This window comes from Mesorhizobium sp. WSM4906 (genome assembly GCF_029674625.1).
Lineage (GTDB): Bacteria > Pseudomonadota > Alphaproteobacteria > Rhizobiales > Rhizobiaceae > Mesorhizobium.
The window spans coordinates 4,258,810-4,279,019 of sequence record NZ_CP121355.1; the positions used below are offsets into that span (position 1 = coordinate 4,258,810).

The 20,210-nt window shown below is 64.3% G+C and carries 16 protein-coding genes; 8 read left to right on the forward strand and 8 right to left on the reverse strand.

What is annotated here, in order from left to right:
• Nucleotides 1–96 precede the first annotated feature (96 nt).
• The 7 genes from rseP to lpxB all read left to right on the forward strand — a co-directional run bounded on the left by rseP (nt 97) and on the right by lpxB (nt 8,324).
• Nucleotides 97–1,239 carry an RIP metalloprotease RseP gene (gene rseP, locus QAZ22_RS20375; RefSeq protein WP_278202545.1) on the forward strand — a complete coding sequence of 381 codons (1,143 nt, stop codon included), beginning with the start codon at nt 97–99 and terminating at the stop codon, nt 1,237–1,239.
• 218 nt (nt 1,240–1,457) lie between these two features.
• Nucleotides 1,458–3,830, forward strand: coding sequence for an outer membrane protein assembly factor BamA (bamA, locus tag QAZ22_RS20380; RefSeq protein ID WP_278202546.1), 2,373 nt, complete (start codon nt 1,458–1,460; stop codon nt 3,828–3,830).
• 78 nt (nt 3,831–3,908) lie between these two features.
• Nucleotides 3,909–4,964, forward strand: a complete 1,056-nt coding sequence (lpxD, locus tag QAZ22_RS20385) for a UDP-3-O-(3-hydroxymyristoyl)glucosamine N-acyltransferase (protein ID WP_278202547.1) — start codon at nt 3,909–3,911, stop codon at nt 4,962–4,964.
• Nucleotides 4,957–5,415, forward strand: a complete 459-nt coding sequence (gene fabZ, locus QAZ22_RS20390) for a 3-hydroxyacyl-ACP dehydratase FabZ (RefSeq protein ID WP_278202548.1) — start codon at nt 4,957–4,959, stop codon at nt 5,413–5,415. Before lpxD ends, fabZ begins: the two co-directional genes overlap by 8 nt.
• A 15-nt stretch (nt 5,416–5,430) precedes the next feature.
• On the forward strand, nt 5,431–6,264 hold the full coding sequence (gene lpxA, locus QAZ22_RS20395) for an acyl-ACP--UDP-N-acetylglucosamine O-acyltransferase (RefSeq protein WP_278207896.1): 834 nt from the start codon (nt 5,431–5,433) through the stop codon (nt 6,262–6,264).
• Nucleotides 6,239–7,153, forward strand: coding sequence for an LpxI family protein (locus QAZ22_RS20400; protein ID WP_278202549.1), 915 nt, complete (start codon nt 6,239–6,241; stop codon nt 7,151–7,153). Before lpxA ends, QAZ22_RS20400 begins: the two co-directional genes overlap by 26 nt.
• Nucleotides 7,143–8,324, forward strand: a complete 1,182-nt coding sequence (gene lpxB, locus QAZ22_RS20405) for a lipid-A-disaccharide synthase (protein WP_278202550.1) — start codon at nt 7,143–7,145, stop codon at nt 8,322–8,324. Before QAZ22_RS20400 ends, lpxB begins: the two co-directional genes overlap by 11 nt.
• Nucleotides 8,325–8,404: 80 nt before the next feature.
• Here the strand turns inward: lpxB and gltA are convergent, their stop codons facing one another.
• On the reverse strand, nt 8,405–9,733 hold the full coding sequence (gene gltA, locus QAZ22_RS20410; RefSeq protein WP_278202551.1) for a citrate synthase: 1,329 nt from the start codon (nt 9,731–9,733) through the stop codon (nt 8,405–8,407).
• A 180-nt stretch (nt 9,734–9,913) separates the two neighbouring features.
• The gene (gltX, locus tag QAZ22_RS20415) at nt 9,914–11,338 is read right to left on the reverse strand and encodes a glutamate--tRNA ligase (RefSeq protein ID WP_278202552.1); all 1,425 of its coding nucleotides are present in this window, start codon (nt 11,336–11,338) and stop codon (nt 9,914–9,916) included.
• A gap of 101 nt (nt 11,339–11,439) precedes the next feature.
• Here gltX and QAZ22_RS20420 point away from each other — a divergent pair, with 101 nt between their 5' ends.
• The gene (locus tag QAZ22_RS20420; protein ID WP_278202553.1) at nt 11,440–13,905 is read left to right on the forward strand and encodes a ComEC/Rec2 family competence protein; all 2,466 of its coding nucleotides are present in this window, start codon (nt 11,440–11,442) and stop codon (nt 13,903–13,905) included.
• On the opposite strand, the gene lexA is transcribed toward QAZ22_RS20420, so the two are convergent.
• The 6 genes from lexA to QAZ22_RS20450 all read right to left on the reverse strand — a co-directional run bounded on the left by lexA (nt 13,889) and on the right by QAZ22_RS20450 (nt 20,161).
• Nucleotides 13,889–14,623 (reverse strand): transcriptional repressor LexA, encoded by a 735-nt coding sequence (lexA, locus tag QAZ22_RS20425; protein ID WP_278202554.1) that lies wholly within the window; start codon nt 14,621–14,623, stop codon nt 13,889–13,891. The two genes, QAZ22_RS20420 and lexA, sit on opposite strands and share 17 nt — an antisense overlap.
• Before the next feature lie 116 nt (nt 14,624–14,739).
• Nucleotides 14,740–15,945 carry a gephyrin-like molybdotransferase Glp gene (glp, locus tag QAZ22_RS20430; protein WP_278202555.1) on the reverse strand — a complete coding sequence of 402 codons (1,206 nt, stop codon included), beginning with the start codon at nt 15,943–15,945 and terminating at the stop codon, nt 14,740–14,742.
• Between the two features lie 2 nt (nt 15,946–15,947).
• Nucleotides 15,948–16,442, reverse strand: a complete 495-nt coding sequence (moaC, locus tag QAZ22_RS20435) for a cyclic pyranopterin monophosphate synthase MoaC (protein ID WP_278202556.1) — start codon at nt 16,440–16,442, stop codon at nt 15,948–15,950.
• 2 nt (nt 16,443–16,444) lie between these two features.
• Nucleotides 16,445–17,257: an indole-3-glycerol phosphate synthase TrpC gene (gene trpC, locus QAZ22_RS20440; protein ID WP_278202557.1), complete on the reverse strand. Its 813-nt coding sequence runs from the start codon at nt 17,255–17,257 to the stop codon at nt 16,445–16,447.
• 4 nt (nt 17,258–17,261) lie between these two features.
• Entirely contained in the window at nt 17,262–18,272 is a 1,011-nt protein-coding gene (gene trpD, locus QAZ22_RS20445; RefSeq protein ID WP_278202558.1) for an anthranilate phosphoribosyltransferase, read from the reverse strand.
• Nucleotides 18,269–20,161, reverse strand: a complete 1,893-nt coding sequence (locus tag QAZ22_RS20450; RefSeq protein WP_278202559.1) for a peptidyl-prolyl cis-trans isomerase — start codon at nt 20,159–20,161, stop codon at nt 18,269–18,271. The genes trpD and QAZ22_RS20450 overlap by 4 nt, the downstream gene beginning before the upstream one ends.
• Nucleotides 20,162–20,210 lie beyond the last annotated feature (49 nt).

The following is a 20,210-nucleotide window of genomic DNA, read 5'->3' on the forward strand; positions in this document are numbered from 1 at the left end:
CGCAGGGCGGAAAAACGGGCACGCCACGGATTCGCCCGGATTGATGTCACAGTCGCGGCGGAGTGTCGCGTTCGCGGGCGAATTTGAGGGCATGACTTGAACGAGATTCTTCACGCCGTCTTCAGCACCCAAGGGTTTGTCCTCGGCACCCTTGTGCCGTTCCTGTTCGTGCTCACCGTCGTGGTGTTCGTGCATGAGATGGGCCACTATCTCATCGGTCGCTGGTGCGGCATCGGCGTGAAGGCTTTTGCCATCGGTTTCGGCCCGGAGCTTTTCGGCTTCAACGACCGCCACGGCACGCGCTGGAAGCTTTGCGCCATACCGCTTGGCGGCTACGTCAAATTCGTCGGCGACATGAACGCGACATCAAGCCAGCCGAGCGCCGAGGAGATCGAATCGTTGACCGAGGCCGAGCGCGAGGTCGCCTTTCACACCCAGCCGATCTGGAAGCGCGCGGCGACCGTCGTTGCCGGGCCGCTGTTCAACTTCCTGCTGACGATCGCCGTCTTTGCGGTGCTGTTTTCGCTCTACGGCCGTCCGGTGATGGAGCCGACAGTGGCCGAAGTCACCGCTGGCAGCCCAGCCGCGCGGGCAGGGATCCAGCCCGGCGACCGATTCGTCAGGGTCGACGGCAGCAAGGTGGAAACCTTTGCCGACGTTCAGCGCCTGGTTTCGGGCCGCGCCGGCGACGCCATCACTTTCACCATGCTGCGCGATGGCAAGGAAATCACCGCCACGGCGACGCCGGAGCCGATGGAGCAGCAGGACGCGCTGGGCAACAAGGTCAAGGTCGCGATCATCGGCGTCGCCAACAATGCCGAGTTCGGGCAGCCGCGACTGGTCTCCTACACGCCCGCGGGCGCGCTGGCGGCGGCTGTCGAGGAAACCGGCCATGTGATCGAGCGCACCGGCCAGTTCATGAAGCGGTTTGTTATCGGGCGCGAGGACAAGTGCCAGCTGGGCGGACCGATCAAGATCGCAAAAATGTCGGGTCAGGCGGCCAAACTCGGCTTCGAGTGGCTGGTGCAGCTTGTTGCATTCCTGTCAGTCGGGATAGGGATTCTCAATCTTCTGCCGATTCCCCCTCTCGACGGCGGCCACCTGTTGTTCTACGGCGTGGAGGCCGTCATAAGACGGCCCGTGTCGGAGCGGATGATGGAGATGGCCTACCGGACCGGTCTCCTTCTGGTACTCGGATTTATGGGCTTCGTTTTTTGGAATGATCTGTTTGGGTGCTGAAATCATGAAGAAATTTGGCTTCGGCCCCGGCCATATTGAGACGCCGTTTACCATGCGTGGGGATATGCGTGACACGAAAGCCACGCAACAGGGTTAAGTAAATACAAATTAACCGGGAGCCTTGCGTGTAGGGGAAATCCGGTTAATACGGTAAGGGAAAATACCGCACGTCCGGTTTTCTCGCCGTGGGGACTACGAGAAAAAGGTACAAAAGCCCGATGAAGGCAGCATCCAAGTTTCTGAGCGCCGCGTCCGCGGCGGCTTTGTCCGCCGCCCTGGTTTTGCCAGGCGCGCTCGCAGTGCAGTTCGTTGCCACATCGGTAGCAGAAGCCGCGGTCGTCAGCAGGGTCGAGGTCAGCGGCAACCAGCGTGTCGATGCCGAAACCATCCGCAATTACATTTCGATCAAGCCCGGCAAGGCCTTTTCGAGCGCCGACATCGATAGCGCCGTGAAGGCTCTGTTCGGCACCGGGCTGTTCTCGGACGTCCAGATCAATCAGGTCGGCTCGACCCTGGTCGTCAAGGTTTCCGAATACAAGGTCGTCAACCAGGTCCTGTTCCAGGGCAACAAGAAGCTCAAGGACAATGCCCTTCAGGTGGCCATCCAGTTGAAGCCGCGCGCGACCTTCTCGCAGCAGGCGCTCGATGCAGACGTCGAGGCGGTCAAGGCCGCTTATCGGCGCATCGGCCGCGACGACGCCGCCGTGACCACCCAGATCATGGACCTCGGCGACAATCGCGTGAACGTGGTCTTCAACATCAACGAAGGCGCACGCACGCAGATCGCGGCCATCAACTTTGTCGGCAACAGCGCCTTTTCCAGCCGCCGCCTGTCGGACGTCATCAACACCAAGCGTTCGACCTGGCTGTCCTTCGTGCTGCGCGACGACGTCTATGACGAGGACAAGCTGCGCGCCGACCAGGAATTGCTGCGCCGCTTCTACTACAATCACGGCTATGCCGACTTCCAGGTCGTCTCGGCCGTCGGCGAGTTGGATGAGGCCACCAACAAATACACGGTCACGATCACCGTGCAGGAAGGCGAGCGCTACACCTTTGGCGACATCAGCGTCGAGAGCACGATCCCCGAGGTCGACTCCAAGTCGCTCGAATCGGTGGTCGAGACCCATAAGGGCGACGTCTACAACGCCAAGGACGTCGAGGACTCGATCGTCGCGCTGACCGAAAAGGTCGCCGGTTCGGGCTATGCCTTTGCCCAGGTGACGCCGCGCGGCGACCGCAATTTCGAGAACCATACGATCTCGGTCGTCTATACCATCGACCAGGGCACCAAGGCCTATATCGAGCGCATCGAAATCCGCGGCAACGACCGCACGCGCGACTATGTCATCCGCCGCGAATTCGACGTCAGCGAAGGCGACGCCTTCAACCAGGTTCTCATTCAGCGCGCGAAGAAGCGGCTGGAAGCGCTGGATTATTTTGAGAAAGTCGATATCTCGACTGTTCCTGGGTCGGCGCCCGACCAGGTTGTCCTGGTCGTCGACGTGGTCGAGAAGTCGACCGGCGAGTTCTCGATCGGCGCCGGCTATTCGACGGGTGGCGATACGCCTGGCCCATCCATCGAAGGTTCGATCACCGAGCGCAACTTCCTCGGCCGCGGCCAATACATCAAGCTGTCGGCCGGCGGCGGCAGGCATTCGCGCGACTACGCCCTCTCCTTCACGGAGCCGTATTTCCTCGGCCGGCGCATCGCGGCGGGCTTCGATATCTACAAGTCGACGCGTGAGTACGATCACTACGATACGGACACGACCGGGGCAACCATTCGCTTCGGCCTGCCGATCACCGACAGCATCTCGACGCAGCTGGCGTATAACATTGCGCAAGAGAAGTATTCGCTGTCCGACGGCTGCGATCCGAACGGGGACGGGGTACCTGACGCGCCCTGCGTCGTGTCGCCGGCGATCCTTGATGGTATCCAAGAGAGCCCATGGGTCAAATCTTCGGTCAGCCTTGGGCTGGTCTACAACACCATCGACGACATGAAGAACCCGCATGAGGGTCTCTACATCACCGGCACGACCGAGGTCGCCGGTCTGGGCGGCGACGCCAAGTGGGTGAAGCTGACCGGGCGCGCGAGTGTCTATCAGACCTTGTCCGAGCAGCTCGACCTGGTCGGCCTGGTGTCGGGTGGCGCCGGTTATGTTGCGGGCTACGGCAATGGCGACCTGCGCATCTTCGACCACTTCCAGAGCAACGACCGCATGATCCGCGGTTTCGCCTATGGCGGCATCGGCCCGATCGCCAGCGACACCAGCGGCGATCATCTCGGCGGTACGACCTATTTCAATGCCTCGGCGGAAGCCCAGTTCCCGCTGCCGGTCATTCCGGAGAGCTTCGGCCTGCGCGGCGCGGTGTTCGCCGACGCGGCAACGCTTTACGGCAGCAAGCTCGATCCGAGCCTGGTAAAGGCAGGCTCGGCTGACATGCATCTGCGCGCTTCGGTCGGTGTCGGCCTGATGTGGGCTTCGCCGTTCGGCCCGATCCGCATCGACTATGCGATCCCGGTCGAGAAGCAGCCTGGCGACGACGTGCAGGAATTCAACTTCGGTATTGCAACTCGTTTCTAATCCGCGGGTTACGATGTTTCCGGGCCGTCTGGCGGCCCGGAATAGACTGATCCGACCTAGCTGGATAATGTTTGTGGAATGACCGATCCGGTGTTCTTCGCGCCTTCACGCCGGTATACGGCTGGCGAGGTCGCGAATCTGACCGGCGCCAATCTCATTGATGCCTCGCAGGCCGATGTCGCTATCGAAGCGTTGGCGCCCGCCAATGAGGGCGGTGATGGTGCGCTCGTCTTCGTCGACGGCAAACGCAACTTCGCTTTGATGCAGTCGCTCAAGGCGGCAGCGGTGCTGTGCCCCGCGGACTTTGCCACCAGAGCCCCGCAGGGGATCGCGGTGCTGGTGCATCCGCGCCCGCAGCAGGCCTTCGCGATGGTCGGGCGGCTGCTCTTTCCGCAAGCCTCGACTCCAGGGCCGATGACCGGCGAAACCGGCGTTTCGCCGGTGGCGCATATCGATCCGTCCGCGCATGTCGAGACCGGAGCGATCGTGGAGGCAGGCGCGGTGATCGGTCCCGGTGCTTCCATAGGCGCCGGCACGGTCATTGCGCCGCATGCCGTCATCGGCCGCTCCTGCAAGATAGGCCGCGATGGTTACGTCGGCCCGGGCGCCAGCATCCAATATGCGCTGATCGGCAACCGCGTCATCATTCATGGCGGCGCAAGGATCGGCCAGGACGGCTTCGGCTTCGTGGCCGGCGCCAAGGGACCTGAGCGCGTGCCGCAGATCGGCCGCGTCATCATCCAGGACGACGTCGAGATCGGCTCCAACTCGACCGTCGATCGCGGCGCGATGTCCGACACGGTCATCGGACAGGGCACCAAGATCGACAATCTGGTGCAGATCGCCCACAACGTTCGCATCGGCCGCAATTGCATTATAGCCGGGCTTTCGGGTATTTCCGGTTCCGTCGTCGTCGGTGACAACGTCACCATGGGTGGCGGTGTCGGCCTCGCCGATCATCTGACCATTGGCCCGGGAGCCAAGCTTGCTGCGAGAAGTGGATTCATGAGCAACGTGCCGGCGGGCGAGGTCTGGGGAGGCTATCCGGCGCAGCCGATGGCGGAAGCGATGCGCGAGATCGCGATGCTGCGCAGACTGGCCAGGACGCGCAAGCAGGGCGACGGAAATGGCTGACATGGTGGCGACGACACTCGAAGCGGTTGACATAATGGGGCTCATGAAGCTCCTGCCGCACCGCTATCCGTTCCTGATGATCGACCGCATCGTCGATATCGACGGCAACGACTCGGCCGTCGGCATCAAGAACGTGACCATCAACGAGCCGCATTTCCAGGGCCATTTCCCGGAACATCCGGTGATGCCTGGTGTGCTGATCATCGAGGCCATGGCTCAGACGGCCGGCGCGATCTGCATCCGCAGCCTCAACACGGAAAAGCCGTCGCTGGTTTATTTCCTGACAATCGACAACGCGAAATTCCGCAAGCCGGTCGGTCCAGGCGACCAGTTGAAGATCCACGTCAAGAAAATCAAGATGCGCGGCAACCTGCTCAAATTCGCTTGCGAAGCCATGGTGGACGGAGCGAAGGCGGCGGAGGCCGAGATTTCGGCCATGGTTGCCGGCTGACGGTTCAAAATGCTTATGAAAATTCAGACATCAATCCATCCTTCCGCGGTCGTCGAAGACGGCGCCCAGCTCGGCGAAGGCGTCCGCATCGGGCCGTTCTGCCATGTGAGCGCCGACGCGGTGATCGGCGACCGGGTCGAGCTGGTCAGCCACGTCTCGGTGATGGGCGCGACCACCATCGGTGCCGCGACCAAGATCTACCCGATGGCGATACTGGGTGGCCCGCCGCAGAACACCAAGCATAAGGGCGGCCGCACCACGCTGGTCATCGGCGAGAGCTGCACGATCCGCGAGGGCGTCACCATGCATCTCGGCACGGATTCCAGCCGTGGTGAGACGATCGTGGGCGACAACGGCAATTTCCTTGCCTACGCCCACATCGCCCACGATTGCGTCGTCGGCAAGAACGCCACTTTTGCCAACGGGGCAACGCTCGGCGGACACTGCGAGATCGGCGACAACGTCTATATCGGTGGCCTCACTGCGGTTCATCAGTTTGTCCGCGTCGGTGACAACGCCTTCATCGGCGGCTGCTCGGCCGTCGTCGGCGACGTCATCCCTTATGCGATCGCCGTCGGCAATCGCGCCAAGCTGCGCGGCCTCAACATCATCGGGCTGAAGCGTTCCGGTCTGCCGCGCGCGGAAATCTACCTGCTGCGCAAGGCTTACAGGACGATTTTCGACCGCTCCCGGACCGTTGGCGAGAATGTGGAAATCGCCAAGGTGGAATTCGCCGCGTCGCCAACGGCCATGAAAATTATTGATTTCGTCACCAGCCGCGGCAAGCGGCATTATGCCGTCCCGCCGCTCAAGGGTGGCGACGATGACGACGGCGATGACGAGGGCTGAGCCCACCGACACAAGGCTTGCACTCGCGCCGGGCTCCAGGGTCGGCATCATTGCCGGCGGCGGCAGCCTGCCTGTGGAAGTCGCCGACGGTCTCGCAGCTCACGGCTATTCGCCCTTCATTCTGTTGATGGAAGGCGAGGCCGACCGCAAGCAGCAGCTTGGCCGATACGAGCACGTTACCATGGCTCTCGAGCAGATCGGTTCCCTGGTGTCGACGCTGAAACGCCATCGCGTCACCCATCTGGTCCTCGCCGGCGAGATCAAGCGCAGGCCAAGGCTAGGCAACATGCGCCCCAGCCTCGGATTGCTGGCGATCGTACCGTCGGTGATCGTCGCGCTGGCGCGCGGCGATGACGGACTTCTGAAGGTTCTGACACGGGGCCTCGAAAAGCGCGGCATCAAGGTGGTCGGCGCGCATGAGGTCGTCCCCGAACTGACCGCCGCAGAAGGCACGCTGACGGCCGCCGGACCAAAGCAATCGGATTGGCGCGATATCGAGGCGGGCCGTGCGGCGGCCAAGGCGATCGGTGCGCTCGACGTCGGCCAGGCGGCGATTGCGGTCGGAGGAAGGGTGATCGCGCTGGAAGGCATCGAAGGCACCAAGGGCCTGCTCGAGCGGACGCGGGAATTGCGCGGGCATGGCAGGCTCGCCGGAAAGACGCGCGGCGTTCTCGTCAAATGCGCCAAGCCAGGTCAGGAGTTGCGCGCCGACTTGCCTTCGATAGGCCCGCAGACGGTCGAGGCCGCACATGCCGCCGGCCTGGCCGGCATTGCCGTCGAGGCGGGCCGCTCGCTCATTCTCGAAGGTCCCGAGACATTATCGCGAGCCAATGCGCTTGGCCTGTTCATCGTCGGTCTTGCCGCAAAGGAGCGGGCCGATGGCCGGTGAGAAACCGCTCAAGGTCGCCATCGTCGCCGGCGAGGAGTCGGGCGACCTGCTTGGCGCGGACATCGTGCGCGCGCTTGAGAAGACGACCGGCCGCAAGATCCAGCTTGTCGGCATTGGCGGGCGGCACCTGCAGGGACTGGGGCTGACACCGCTCTTCGACGGCAGCGAGATCGCGCTGATGGGCTTCAGCGCCGTCTTGCGCGACCTGCCGCGGCTGATGCGCCGGATCAGCCAGACGGCCGCCATCATCGCGGCGGAACGGCCGGACTGCCTGATCACCATCGACAGCCCCGACTTTTCGCTGCGGGTCGCCAAAAAGGTGCGTGCCGCCGCGCCCGACATCCCGATCGTCCACTATGTCTGCCCGAGCGTGTGGGCATGGCGGCCGGGCAGGGCGGTGGCGATGAAGCCCTATGTCGACCACATCCTCTGCATCTTGCCTTTCGAGGTGAAGGCGCTTGCCCGCCTCGGCGGGCCGCCCGGCACTTATGTCGGCCACCGGCTGACGCAGGACCCCGGGGTGCTTGGCGCCGCCAAGGCGCAGAGCTTGCCGCGCGACCTGCCGGAGGATCGCGTCAAGACACTGCTCGTGCTGCCTGGCTCGCGCCGCGGCGAGGTGCGCCGGCTGATCGAACCGTTCGGCAAGGCCATGTCGGTCCTGCGCCAGCGCGGCCATCGGTTGCGCCTGCTGCTGCCGACGGTGCCGCATGTCGCCGATCTGGTGAAAACGTCGGTCGCAAGCTGGGACGAGAAGCCTGAGATCATCACCGATCCGGAGCGGAAATGGCAGGCCTTCGGCAAGGCCGATGCGGCTCTGATCGCGTCCGGAACCGTTTCGCTGGAACTGGCGCTTTGCGGCGTTCCGATGGTCTCCAGCTACAAGCTCGATCCGATCGCGCGTCTCATTTCCCGATATCTGGTGACCACCTGGTCGGCGCTGCTGCCCAACCTGATTTCGGACCGGACGCTGATCCCGGAATTCTACAATCAATATGTCCGGCCGGAGAACCTGGCGCGTCAGTTGGAAGCGCTGTTTGCCGATACCGGCATGCGCGCCTGGCAGAAGGCGGGCTTCGCCGAGATCGTAAGGCGCATGGCAACCGAGAGGCCTTCCGGTGAGATCGCTGCCGAGGTGGTGCTGGGGTGCATCAAGAAAGCGAATAGGGAGTAGCGAATAGCGAGTAGGGGTTGGGATGCCGCCCGGCGCCCCGGTCTTCTTTCCCTATTCGCTATTCCCCATTCGCTACTCGCTCACCTCTTCGCGATCGGCACGTAGTCGCGTTCCGTGGCGCCGGTGTAGAGCTGGCGCGGGCGGCCGATCTTCTGATGCGGATCTTCGATCATCTCCTTCCACTGCGCGATCCAGCCGACGGTGCGGGCGACGGCGAACAGCACGGTGAACATGGTGGTGGGGAAGCCCAGCGCCTTCAGCGTGATGCCCGAATAGAAGTCGACGTTGGGATAGAGCTTCTTTTCGATGAAGTACTCGTCGGTCAGCGCGATCTTTTCCAGCTCCATCGCGATGTCGAGCAGCGGATCGTCCTTGATGCCGAGCTCGCCCAATACCTCATGCGCGGTCTTCTGCATGATCTTCGCGCGCGGATCGTAGTTCTTGTAGACGCGGTGGCCGAAGCCCATCAGGCGGAACGGATCGTTCTTGTCCTTGGCGCGGGCGATGAATTCCGGGATGTGGTCGACATGGCCGATCTCGCCCAGCATGTTGAGGGCCGCTTCGTTGGCGCCGCCATGCGCCGGCCCCCAGAGGCAGGCGATGCCGGCGGCGATGCAGGCGAACGGGTTGGCGCCCGAAGAACCGGCAAGGCGCACCGTCGAGGTCGAGGCGTTCTGCTCGTGGTCGGCGTGCAGGATGAAGATGCGCTCCATCGCGCGGGCCAGCACCGGATTGATCTTGTACTCCTCGCAGGGCACCGCAAAACACATATGCAGGAAGTTTGCGGCGAAGTTCAGCTCGTTCTTCGGATAAATGAAGGGCTGGCCGATGTGGTATTTATAGGCCATCGCCGCGATGGTCGGCATCTTGGCGATCAGCCGCATCGAGGCGACCATGCGCTGGTAGGGATCGGAGATGTCGGTCGAGTCGTGATAGAAGGCCGACAGGGCGCCGACCACGCCGCACATGACTGCCATCGGATGCGCGTCGCGCCGGAAGCCGGTGAAGAAGCGCGACATCTGCTCATGCACCATGGTGTGGCGCGTCACGCGGTAGTCGAAGTCGTCCTTCTGCGCCTTGGTCGGCAGCTCGCCGTAGAGCAGGAGGTAGCAGACCTCGAGGAAGTCGCCGTGCTCGGCAAGCTGGTCGATCGGATAGCCGCGATGCAAGAGGATGCCGGCATCGCCGTCGATGAAGGTGATTGCCGACTCGCAGCTCGCCGTCGAGGTGAAGCCGGGATCGTAGGTGAAGGCGCCGGTGGTGCTGTAGAGAGCGCCGATGTCGATGACGTCAGGCCCGGTCGAGCCGCTTCGCACCTTGAATTCGTGGGTCTTGCCGGCGAGTTCGAGCCTGGCGGTCGACTCATGCGCCTTGCCGCCCGGTTCCAGTTTTGTCGCAGCTTCGCTCATTGCAAACTCCTTTTGTTTCCTCATGCCGGCAAGGCAATTCCTGCAAACGACACGTCGAAATCACCGGAATGCGCGAACTTGCCACCGCATTTTAAGGGGTGCGTGCCAGATTGGGCCAAGGCCTAATGTTGCACTGCGAAACACACCTTTCAATGCCAATCTTCTTGGGCCAGTTCGCTCCTAATCGATTTGATCTCCAATCCGCGCTAGACTTTCGTCGCGTCCCAGCACGGCAAGCACGTCGAACACGCCGGGCGATGTGCTTCGACCGGTGAGCGCGGCTCTCAGCGGTTGGGCCACGGCGCCGAGCTTGTGACCGCCGGTCTGCGCAAAGTTGCGAATAGCGGCTTCCGCGGCTGCGGCGTTCCATTCGCCGGCGACCGCCGCGAGCGCGGCATGGGCGCCGCGCAGAATGGCGCGCGCGTCGCCGCCAAGCAACCCGGCCGCCTTCTCGTCGAGCTGCAGCGGCCGATCCGCGAAGAGGAAGGCGGCTCCATCGACGAGTTCGACCAACGTCTTTGCACGCTCCTTGAGGCCGGGCATGGCGGCAAGCAGCTGCGCCTTGCGCCTGTCGTCGAGCTTTGCCGCGAGCGCCAGTCCGCCCTCGAGATAGGGCAGGGTGGCGACGAAGATGTCGAAGAGAGCCTTGTCGTCCATCTTGCGCATATGGACGCCGTTCAGCGCCTCGAGCTTGGCGAAATCGAAGCGGGCGGCGCCCTTGTTGACGTCGCCGATGTCGAACCAAGCTATCATGTCCTCGATCGACATGACCTCGTCGTCGCCATGGCTCCAGCCGAGCCTGGCCAGATAGTTGAGCAGGGCCTCAGGCAGGTAGCCCATGGCGCGATAGGCCTCGACGCCGAGCGCGCCATGGCGCTTCGACAGCTTGGCGCCGTCGGCGCCATGAATCAGCGGGATGTGCGACATCGACGGCACCGCCCAGCCCATGGCGTTGTAGATGACGGTCTGGCGCGCGGCGTTGGTCAGATGGTCGTCGCCGCGGATGATGTGCGTGACGCCCATGTCGTGGTCGTCGACGACGACGGCATGCATGTAGGTCGGGTTGCCGTCCGAGCGCAGGATGATGAAGTCGTCGAGGTCCTTATTCGGGAAGCGCACCTCGCCCTGCACGCGGTCGCGCACGACGGTCTCGCCCTCGGTCGGCGCCTTGATGCGGATGGCGCCCTTGACGCCGGGAGGCGCCTCGGACGGGTCGCGGTCGCGCCACTGCCCGTTGTAGCGCGGCGGCAGGCCCATGGCTCGCGCTGCCTCGCGCATCGCCTCCAACTCGGCAGGCGTCTCGTAGCTGTAATAGGCCTTGCCCAGGCGCACGAGCTCTTCGGCCACCTCGCGGTGGCGCGGCGCGCGCTCGAACTGCGATACGGCCTCGCCGTCCCATGAGAGACCGAGCCAAGTCAGCCCGTCAAGGATGGCGGCCGTCGCCGCCTCGGTAGAGCGCTCGCGATCGGTGTCCTCGATGCGCAGCAGCATCGTGCCGCCCGTGTGCTTGGCGTAGAGCCAATTGAACAGCGCCGTGCGCGCGCCGCCGATATGCAGGTAGCCGGTGGGCGAGGGGGCAAAACGGGTGACGACCTTGTCGGACATGGAACTCTCAGAGTGGCACTGAAGCAGGCGTGATTGCGCGGACTTTCGCGCGGTCGGCGTTCATGTAGCATAGGAGGTCTGGGGCGCAAGGGGCAGACCCGATGGCTGGACGTGGCCGGGGTGCGGAGCAGGGCGAGGGGACGACGGCGGGCGTCAGCGAGCGCCTGCTGTTTGCCGGCACCGCGCCTGCCGAAGCGACGCCGATTTCGGTTCCGGCGCCGCGCCCGGCTGCGGAGATCTTGCCACCGGGCGGTGATGCCTCGCTGCAGCCGCTTCAGCCGGCGACTATCGATCGGATCCGCAGCCAGTTCCGCCGTACCTCTTTTTCCGCGCTTCGCCGAAGCGTCGCCGAAGCCGCCACCACCGAACTCGACCGCGGCATTGGTTTCCTGCTGGTGCCGGTGTTCCTTGCCGCTGGCGTGATCCTCTATTTCTCCTTGAACAGCGAGCCGGATCTCTACCGGCCGCTGGCGGCGGTGGCGCTGATGGCCGTCTGCGCGGCGGTTTCCCGCTCTTGGCCGAAGACGCATCTTATCTTCATGGCGGCGCTGTTTTGCGCGCTGGGCTTTGTCGCCGCGAAGGTCGAGACATGGCGGGCCGCAACGCCGATGCTCGGCTCCGAGATACAGACGCGGCTGACGGGTCGCGTTGTCGTCGCCGAGGAGATGGCCAATGGCCGGGTGCGGCTGACCATCGACCTCGTCTCGACCGCGCAGCCAAAACTGCGCTACGCGCCGGATCGCGTCAGGCTCTCGGCGCGCGGGATTCCGCCCAACGTCAAGGCTGGATCGCTGGTGACGGGCTATGCACGGCTCCTGCCGCCGACGGGACCGGTTCGCCCCGAAAGTTATGATTTTTCCTTCGACAGCTATTTCTCCGGCATCGGCGCCAGTGGATTTTTCCTCGGCGATCCGAAAGTCATTCCGACAAGCGACCCTCCCGCCCAGGCGAGCATCGCCTGGGCGATCGAGAATGCGCGCGAGACGATTGCCGATCACATCAGAAGCACCGTCGGCGGACCCGAAGGCGAGATTGCCGCGGCGCTGATCGTCGGCGTTCGCGCGGGCATTCCCGAGGATATCAACGAGGCGATGCGGCGGACCGGCATCTACCACATCATCTCGATTTCCGGGCTGCACATGGCGCTGGTCGCCGGCACGGTCATGCTTTTGCTGCGCGGCGTCTTCGCGCTGCTTCCGGATTTCTCGTCACGCCGGCCGGTGAAGAAATATGCCGCAGCGGTCGCGCTGGTGTCGATCGCTGCTTACCTCGTCATCTCCGGCGTGGTGGTCGCCGCCGAACGAAGCTTCATCATGCTCGCCGTCATGCTGGTCGCCGTGCTCTTCGACCGTGCGGCGTTGACGATGCGCAACCTGGCGATTTCGGCCATTGCCGTCATCATGGTGTCACCGCACGAAGTGGTTGGTCCGAGCTTCCAGATGTCGTTCGCCGCGACCGCGGCCCTTGTCGGCGCCTATGCCGGATGGGCCGACTACCGCGCCGGCAAGTCGAGAGCGCCGCCGGCGAAGCGGTCGTTCCTGCGGTTCCTGTCGCACAAGTTGGCTGTCGGGCTTGTCGGCGCCGCCATAACGTCGATCATTGCCGGAACCGCCACGGCGTTGTTTGCCATCTGGCACTTCCAGCGCGTCTCGCCGCTCAGCCTGATGGCCAATCTGGCCGTCATGCCGATCGTGTCGCTGGTTGTCATGCCGTTTGCCGTCTTTAGCGCACTGGCGATGCCATTCGGCTTCGATGGTCCTTTCCTCTACATCATGGGCAAGGGCCTGACGGCGATGATCGCGATTTCGGCCTGGATTTCGGAACGGTCGCCGGTCGATGCCGTGGGGCTGATCTCGATCCAGTCGGTGCTGCTCGCGACAATCGCGCTGGTGATAGCAACCATGGCCACCACCTGGCTCAGGTTGGCGGCAGTGCCCTTCGCGCTGGCCGCACTACTGGCGGTCCCGCAAGTGCGCACGCCGGACCTGCTGATCTCCGAGGACGCGCATCTGGTGGCGATGCCGATCGGCGGCGGAGAGCTCGCCGTCAATCGCGCCCGCTCCAACGACTTCACCACCGACAATTGGAAACGTGCGCTGAGGGCCGAAACGATCGTGCCGCCGGAAACATTCGCGAAAGGCGCATTCGACATCGCCGACCCGGTCGACTTGCCGGCGGGATCCCCCTTTTACTGCACTGGCGATCTCTGCATTGGCCGGCATCCGTCCGGTGCAATCGTCGCCTTGGCGGAAAACCGCGATAGCGCCAGGCCGGCCTGCGGCTTCGCCGACCTCATCGTCATCAACGACGCCACGGCCTACAATCCTTGCCGCGATCCACGCATCCTCGTCGTCACCAAGCGGCAGCTTGCGCGCGACGGCAGCGCCGCCGTCTACTTCGACCCGCAGTCGGCAACGGCGCGAGCCGCCATTCAATACGCCGTCGAAAAGCCCTATCGCCCCTGGCACGAACAGCGGCGCTACTCGCGCGAGGCGAGGGGGCTAGCGCCATACGAGCGGCCTGAGAAGCCACAGACCAAGCCGCCGCCACTCAGTAGCGACGAATGAGCCCGACCAGCTTGCCCTGCACCTTGACCCTGTCCGGTCCGAAGATGCGGGTCTCATAGGCCGGGTTGGCGGCCTCGAGCGCGATCGAGGCGCCCTTGCGGCGGAAGCGTTTCAGCGTCGCTTCCTCGTCGTCCACCAGCGCCACCACGATCTCGCCCGGGCTCGCTGTGTTGGCATTGCGGATGATCACCGTGTCGCCGTCGAAGATGCCGGCTTCGATCATCGAATCGCCCTTGACCTCGAGCGCGTAGTGCTCGCCGCCTGCGATCATGTCCGGCGGAACTGTGATCGAATGCGTCTGGTGCTGGATAGCGTCGATCGGCACACCGGCGGCAATGCGACCCATCACCGGGATGGACACGGCCGAAACGGCGTCGTCGTCATTGCTGGGCGTCGGTGTGCGGGAGGGCGCCGCTGGCTTGATCTGCCGGCCGAGATTGCCTTGACCGCCTTGGATGACGCTCGGCGAGAATTTTCTCGCCGCATTCAGGCCGGGCGCGATCGAATCGGGCAGGCGCAGCACCTCAAGAGCGCGCGCGCGGTTCGGCAGCCGGCGAATAAAACCGCGCTCCTCCAGTGCCGTGATCAAACGGTGGATGCCCGACTTCGAAGCGAGGTCGAGCGCTTCCTTCATCTCATCGAAAGACGGCGGAATGCCGCTTTCCTTGAGCCGTTCATGGATGAACATCAGCAGTTCATGTTGTTTGCGCGTCAGCATGGCGGCCCCCATGGGTTTTGGAACCAGAATCAGAAAAACAAACCCAGAACAAACACTATCTGTTCCAGTTGTGTTCCGCAACCGTTTAAAGTTTAGTGAATCTGTTGACGTTTTGTTCAGCGTAACATCAGAACGCTGCATTCGTCGCCGGCTTCCGCAGCCGGGGCGAAGGGCTCGCGCACGATCAGGCCGTCGGCGTCGGCGAGCATCCTCAGCATGGAGGAATCCTGGATGCTGAACGGTGTCGCGATCAACTGTCCGGCATCCTCACGTACGACTGCCCGCACATAGTCCTGCCTGAGATCGTTGGCGTGCATCGCGGAAGCCAACCGCGCGGTCCGGATATCCTGGCGGTAGCTGCGGCCGCCAAGACGCGCCAGGAGCGGCTTCAGGAACAATTGCGAGCAGACAAGACTCGCCACCGGATTGCCGGGCAGGCCGATGCAGCGGATGTTGCCAAGCCGGCCAAACATCAGCGGCTTGCCGGGGCGCATGGCGATCTTCCAGAAATCGAGCTGCATGCCTTCGCCGGTCAGCACGTCGTGGATCAAATCATGATCACCGACCGAGGCGCCGCCGAGGGTGACGATAACATCGGCGCCGACCGCGACCGCTTTCTTGACCAGCGCCGAAATCGCATCCTGCCGGTCGGCGGCGATACCGAGGTCGAGAGCGCGGGCACCGACCGACTGCGCCGTCGCCGCTACGCCATAGGCGTTGGACGAGATGATCTGGTCGGCGCCGAGCGTGCTTCCGGGCGGCAGCAATTCATCGCCCGTGGCGATGATGGCCACAATCGGCCGACGCACCACGTTGAGGCTCGGATGATTGGCGGCCGCCGCCAGCGATAGCGCTGCCGGATCGAGCAGGCGGCCTTTTTCGAGAACTACATCACCCTGGCCGAAGTCGAGCCCACGGCGACGGACGTTGCGAGCTTCCGCCGTCGGCTCGGTCACTTCGATGCGGCCGCCGCCGAGGTCGTGAACATTTTCCTGGATGACGACGGTGTCGGCCCCTTCGGGGAGCGGTGCGCCGGTGAAGATGCGCACCGCCTTACCCTTGCCGACGGAGCCGGCAAAACCGCGCCCGGCGGGCGCCACGCCGATCACGGAAAGCCGCGCCGGCACAGAGGTCACGTCGACAGCGCGGGCGGCATAGCCGTCCATGGCCGAAGCGTTGAAGGGCGGCTGGGTGCGCAGCGCCACCAGCGGTTCGGCGAGCACCCGGCCGGCCGCATCGGCCAGCGGCACGTTTTCGCCCGGCAGCGCGGTTGCGCCATCCAACAAGCGCCCGAGCGCCTCGGCGACCGGAACCAGCGCCATCGTCAGGAACTCGCCCCGGATTTGACGGACTTGTAGTCGCCCGACTTGCCGCCGGTCTTCTCGACCAGCCTGATGCCGGAGATAACCATGGCGCGGTCCGCCGCCTTGGCCATGTCGTAGATGGTGAGGCAGGCGATCGACGCCGCGGTCAGCGCCTCCATCTCCACGCCGGTCTTGCCGGTGACGCGGGCAAGCGCGGTGACCTTCAGGCCGGGGAGGGCGCGGTAGGGCTCGATATCGACGGCGACCTTGGTCAGGAGCAGCGGATGGCAGAGCGGGACAAGCTCATGCGTCTTCTTGGCCGCCATGATGCCGGCGATGCGCGCCGTGCCCAGCACGTCGCCCTTCTTGGCGTCGCCGGCCAGGATCATCTCCAGCGTTTCCGCTCGCATCGAGACGAAGCCCTCGGCGATCGCCGTGCGTGTCGTCTCGGCCTTGTCGCCGACATCGACCATGTTGGCTTCGCCTTTGGCGCCGAGATGGGTGAGGGCAGGCATCCTCAAAGGGCCTCGGCCGGCGCCTTGCCCGTCAGCAGAAGCTCGGTCGCGGCAGCCACATCGGCCTGCCGCATCAGGCTCTCGCCGACGAGGAAGGTACCGATCCCGCTCTTCTCCAGCCGGCGGCAATCCTGATGAGTGAAGATGCCGCTTTCGCTGACGAGCAGCCGATCGGCCGGCACCATCGCTGCAAGCCGCTCGGAAACGTCGAGGCTGGTCTCGAAGGTCCTCAGATCACGGTTGTTGATGCCGATCAGCCGCGACGAGAGGCGAAGCGCGCGCTCCATCTCCTTTACGTCATGCACCTCGACCAGCGCGTCCATGCCGAGCTCGAAAGCCGTCGCTTCGAGCTCGCTGGCTAAAGCGTCGTCGACGCTTGCCATGATGATGAGGATGGCATCCGCGCCCCAGGCGCGGGCTTCATAAACCTGGTACGGATCGAAGAGGAAATCCTTGCGCAAAGCAGGCAGGCCGACGGCGGCGCGCGCGGCGGTCAGGAAGCTAGGCGCACCCTGGAAGGACGGGGCGTCGGTCAGCACCGAAAGGCAGGCCGCTCCACCTCGCTGATAGGCCCTGGCGAGCGCCGGCGGGTCGAAGTCGGCGCGGATCAGCCCCTTGGAGGGGCTCGCCTTCTTGATTTCGGCGATCAGCGCAAAGCCGCCGGCCTTGCGTTTGGCCTCGAGCGCGGCGAGGAAGCCGCGCGGCGGCTCCATGTCCTTCGCTTTGGCCTTGATCTCGGCAAGCGGCACGTTGAGCTTCGCCGCGGCGATCTCTTCGCGCTTGTAGGTTTCGATCTTGCGCAGGATATCGGACAAGGCTCTAACCGTTCGAAATCTCGACGAGCTTGTCGAGCACCGCGAGGGCCCGGCCGCTGTCGATGGCTTGCGCGGCGGCTTCAATGCCGTCGGCGAGCGTCGTCGCCTTGCCGGCCACCACCAAGCCGGCACCGGCATTCATCAGCACGGTGTCGCGATAGGCGCCGGCGGCGCCGCCCAGCATATCGCGTAATGCCTTGGCATTGTAGGCCGCGTCGCCGCCACGCAGCTCTTCCTTGGTATGGCGCTTCAGTCCGACTGCCTCCGGGGTAAGCGTGAAGGTGCGGATCTCGCCACCGGCAAGCTCGGCAACCTGCGTTTCGCCGGTGGTGGTGATCTCGTCGTAACCGTCGCCATGCACGACCCAGGCATGCTCGGCGCCAAGCGCCTTCAGCGTCTCGGCCACCGGTATGATCCATTCCGGCAGGAAGACGCCGACCATCTGTCGGCTGACGCCGGCCGGATTGGACAGCGGTCCGAGCAGGTTGAAGATGGTACGCGTGCCGAGCTCGCCCCGGATCGGGCCGACGTGCTTCATCGCCGGATGATGCGCAGGCGCGAACATGAAGCCGACGCCGGCCTCGTGGATGCAACGGCCGATCGTCTCCGGCGAAATGTCGATCTTGACGCCGAGCGCCGTCAGTACGTCGGCGGAACCGGTCAGCGAGGACAGGCCGCGATTGCCGTGCTTGGCGACCGGAACCCCTGCCGCCGCGATGACGAAGGCAGAAGCGGTCGAGATGTTGACGCTGTGCGAGTTGTCGCCGCCGGTGCCGACTATGTCGATGGCGCCGAGCGGGGCTTCGACGCGCAGCATCTTGGCGCGCATCGTGGCGACCGCCCCGGAAATCTCGCTCACCGCCTCGCCGCGCACGCGTAACGCCATCAGGAAACCGCCGATCTGGCCCGGCGTCGCGTCACCCGACATGATGATGTCGAAGGCCTCGCGCGCTTCCTCAAAGGAGAGTGCGGTGCCGCTGGCGACCTTGGCTATGTGTGTCTTGAGAGCGCTCATCGTGTCTGTGCTTGCGAAACGGCGGCCGGATCGATGCGAACGTCATACTGCGACTGCAACTGCGCCACCAGCTGGTCGAGCAGGTCGTCGGACATGCCGGCGCTGAAGGATTTCTGCGCATCGTCGGGAACCGAGCTGCCATCGGCGCCAGCCGGTTCGAAGACTTCGGCGACCTTGAACAGGATCTGGCCGTCGCCGGTGGGCGAGGGGATCAGACCCGTGCCGCCTTCGCCGACGCCGAACATGGCCGCAGCACCTTCCTTGCCGAAATCGGCATCGTCGGCTTCGCGCTTCAGGCCGCGCTTGGTCTGCTTCTCGAGCTTCAGCTCGCCCGCGATGACGTCGAGCGTCGCACCTGCCTTGAGGCGCTTTTCCAACTCCTGCGCCTTCGCGTCGAGCCGCTTGTCGGTCTCGGCCGCCGTCCAGTCGGCCGCGACCTTCTGGCGGACTTCGTCGAGCGTGCGGTCGCGCGCCGCGGTGACCGACTGGACCTCGTAGAAGACGAAGCCGTTGTCGGCGGTGGTCAGGCCTTCATTCTCCGTATTCGGTTCGGCTTCGAAGACCGCCTTGATGAGATTCGCCGATTCCGGCAGGTCCTTGACGATCGTGCCGTCCGGCCGCTGGCCGGTGCGGTCGATGGCGTCGATGGTGACCACCTTGAGCTTCAGCTTGTCGGCGGCCTGGGCCAGAGAGGCACCCGAGGCGCGGGTGTCCTCGTAGCTGTCGTGCACGTCGAGCAGGACGCGGCTAGCCTCGCCGAGCGCCAGGTCCTTGCGGATCTGATCGGAGACTTCCGAAAGCGGCTTCACCACCTGCGGCTTGATCTCGGTGACACGCAGCAGCACCGGGCCGAAGGCGCCTTGGACCACCGGGCTAACCTCGTTGGCGTTGAGCGAGAAGGCCGCGTCGGCGACCGCCTTGTCGGCGATCTTGTCCTTGGCCAGCGTGCCGAGCAGGGTGTCGGCCTGGGTCTTTCCCTCGGCGGTGACGATCTTGTCGAAGGTGGCGCCGGCCTTCAGTGAATCATATGCCGCCTTGGCCGCGTCCGGCGTCTTGAACACCAGCTGTTCGATGGTGCGCATTTCGGGCGTCGTGTAGCGCGCCTTGTTCTTGTTGTAGTCGTCGGCGACTTGGCTGTCGGTCACCGCCGTCGGGTCCATGATGTCTTGCGGCTCGAGCCGGACATAGGAGAACTTGCGGTATTCCGGCGCGGCATAGTTCTTCTTGTTGGCCTCGAAATAGGTCTTGAGCGCGCTGTCGGATGGCGCCTCGATCGGCTGCACGAGCGTCTTAGGCAGCACGAGATAGTCGATCGTGCGGTCCTCGCCGCGATACAGCGCAACCGCCTTCAGGAAGGTCTGCGGCGCCTTGAGGCCGTCGGAGATCGCCTCGACGATCTGCTGGCGCACCGCCACCTGCGAGCGGTTCTTGAGATAGTCCTCCGGCCGCATGCCCACTTGGCGCAGCAGATATTCGAAGGTCCTGCGGTCGAACTGCCCGCTCGGGCCTCTGAAGGCCGGATCGTCGCGTGTCAGCTCGGCCAGCCGATCCTTGGAAAGACCGAGCCCCAGCTTGCGGGCCTGTTCGTCGAGGACGGCGCCCGAAACGAGCTGCGCGAGCACCTGGTTATCGATGCCCAGCAGCTTCGCCTGCTCGTGCGTGATGCGCTGGCCATATTGCTGAGAGAGCAGGTTGATCTGGCGATCATAGGCGAGGCGGTACTCATTGATCGACACCGTCGTGCCGCCGGCGGTGATCACCGAATGGTGCCCAGCCAAAGTTCCCGACAGGCGCCCGGAAATACCCCAGACGGCAAAGCTCACCACCAGCAAGGACAGCAACGCCTTCGCGACCCAGGTGCTCGCCGCGCTTCTCAATAAACCAAGCATGCTTACTTCCGATTTTTGCGCATTTTCGCATGCGCCGAGTCTGAAACAA

What these genes read in the sequence shown, in the direction of transcription:
- bamA (WP_278202546.1), top strand. Translation starts at nt 1,458, where the DNA reads ATGAAGGCAGCATCCAAGTTTCTGAGCGCCGCGTCCGCGGCGGCTTTG.
- lpxD (WP_278202547.1), top strand. Translation starts at nt 3,909, where the DNA reads ATGACCGATCCGGTGTTCTTCGCGCCTTCACGCCGGTATACGGCTGGC.
- fabZ (WP_278202548.1), top strand. Translation starts at nt 4,957, where the DNA reads ATGGCTGACATGGTGGCGACGACACTCGAAGCGGTTGACATAATGGGG.
- lpxA (WP_278207896.1), top strand. Translation starts at nt 5,431, where the DNA reads ATGAAAATTCAGACATCAATCCATCCTTCCGCGGTCGTCGAAGACGGC.
- QAZ22_RS20400 (WP_278202549.1), top strand. Translation starts at nt 6,239, where the DNA reads ATGACGACGGCGATGACGAGGGCTGAGCCCACCGACACAAGGCTTGCA.
- lpxB (WP_278202550.1), top strand. Translation starts at nt 7,143, where the DNA reads ATGGCCGGTGAGAAACCGCTCAAGGTCGCCATCGTCGCCGGCGAGGAG.
- gltA (WP_278202551.1), bottom strand. Translation starts at nt 9,733, where the DNA reads ATGAGCGAAGCTGCGACAAAACTGGAACCGGGCGGCAAGGCGCATGAG.
- gltX (WP_278202552.1), bottom strand. Translation starts at nt 11,338, where the DNA reads ATGTCCGACAAGGTCGTCACCCGTTTTGCCCCCTCGCCCACCGGCTAC.
- QAZ22_RS20420 (WP_278202553.1), top strand. Translation starts at nt 11,440, where the DNA reads ATGGCTGGACGTGGCCGGGGTGCGGAGCAGGGCGAGGGGACGACGGCG.
- lexA (WP_278202554.1), bottom strand. Translation starts at nt 14,623, where the DNA reads ATGCTGACGCGCAAACAACATGAACTGCTGATGTTCATCCATGAACGG.
- glp (WP_278202555.1), bottom strand. Translation starts at nt 15,945, where the DNA reads ATGGCGCTGGTTCCGGTCGCCGAGGCGCTCGGGCGCTTGTTGGATGGC.
- moaC (WP_278202556.1), bottom strand. Translation starts at nt 16,442, where the DNA reads ATGCCTGCCCTCACCCATCTCGGCGCCAAAGGCGAAGCCAACATGGTC.
- trpD (WP_278202558.1), bottom strand. Translation starts at nt 18,272, where the DNA reads ATGAGCGCTCTCAAGACACACATAGCCAAGGTCGCCAGCGGCACCGCA.
- QAZ22_RS20450 (WP_278202559.1), bottom strand. Translation starts at nt 20,161, where the DNA reads ATGCTTGGTTTATTGAGAAGCGCGGCGAGCACCTGGGTCGCGAAGGCG.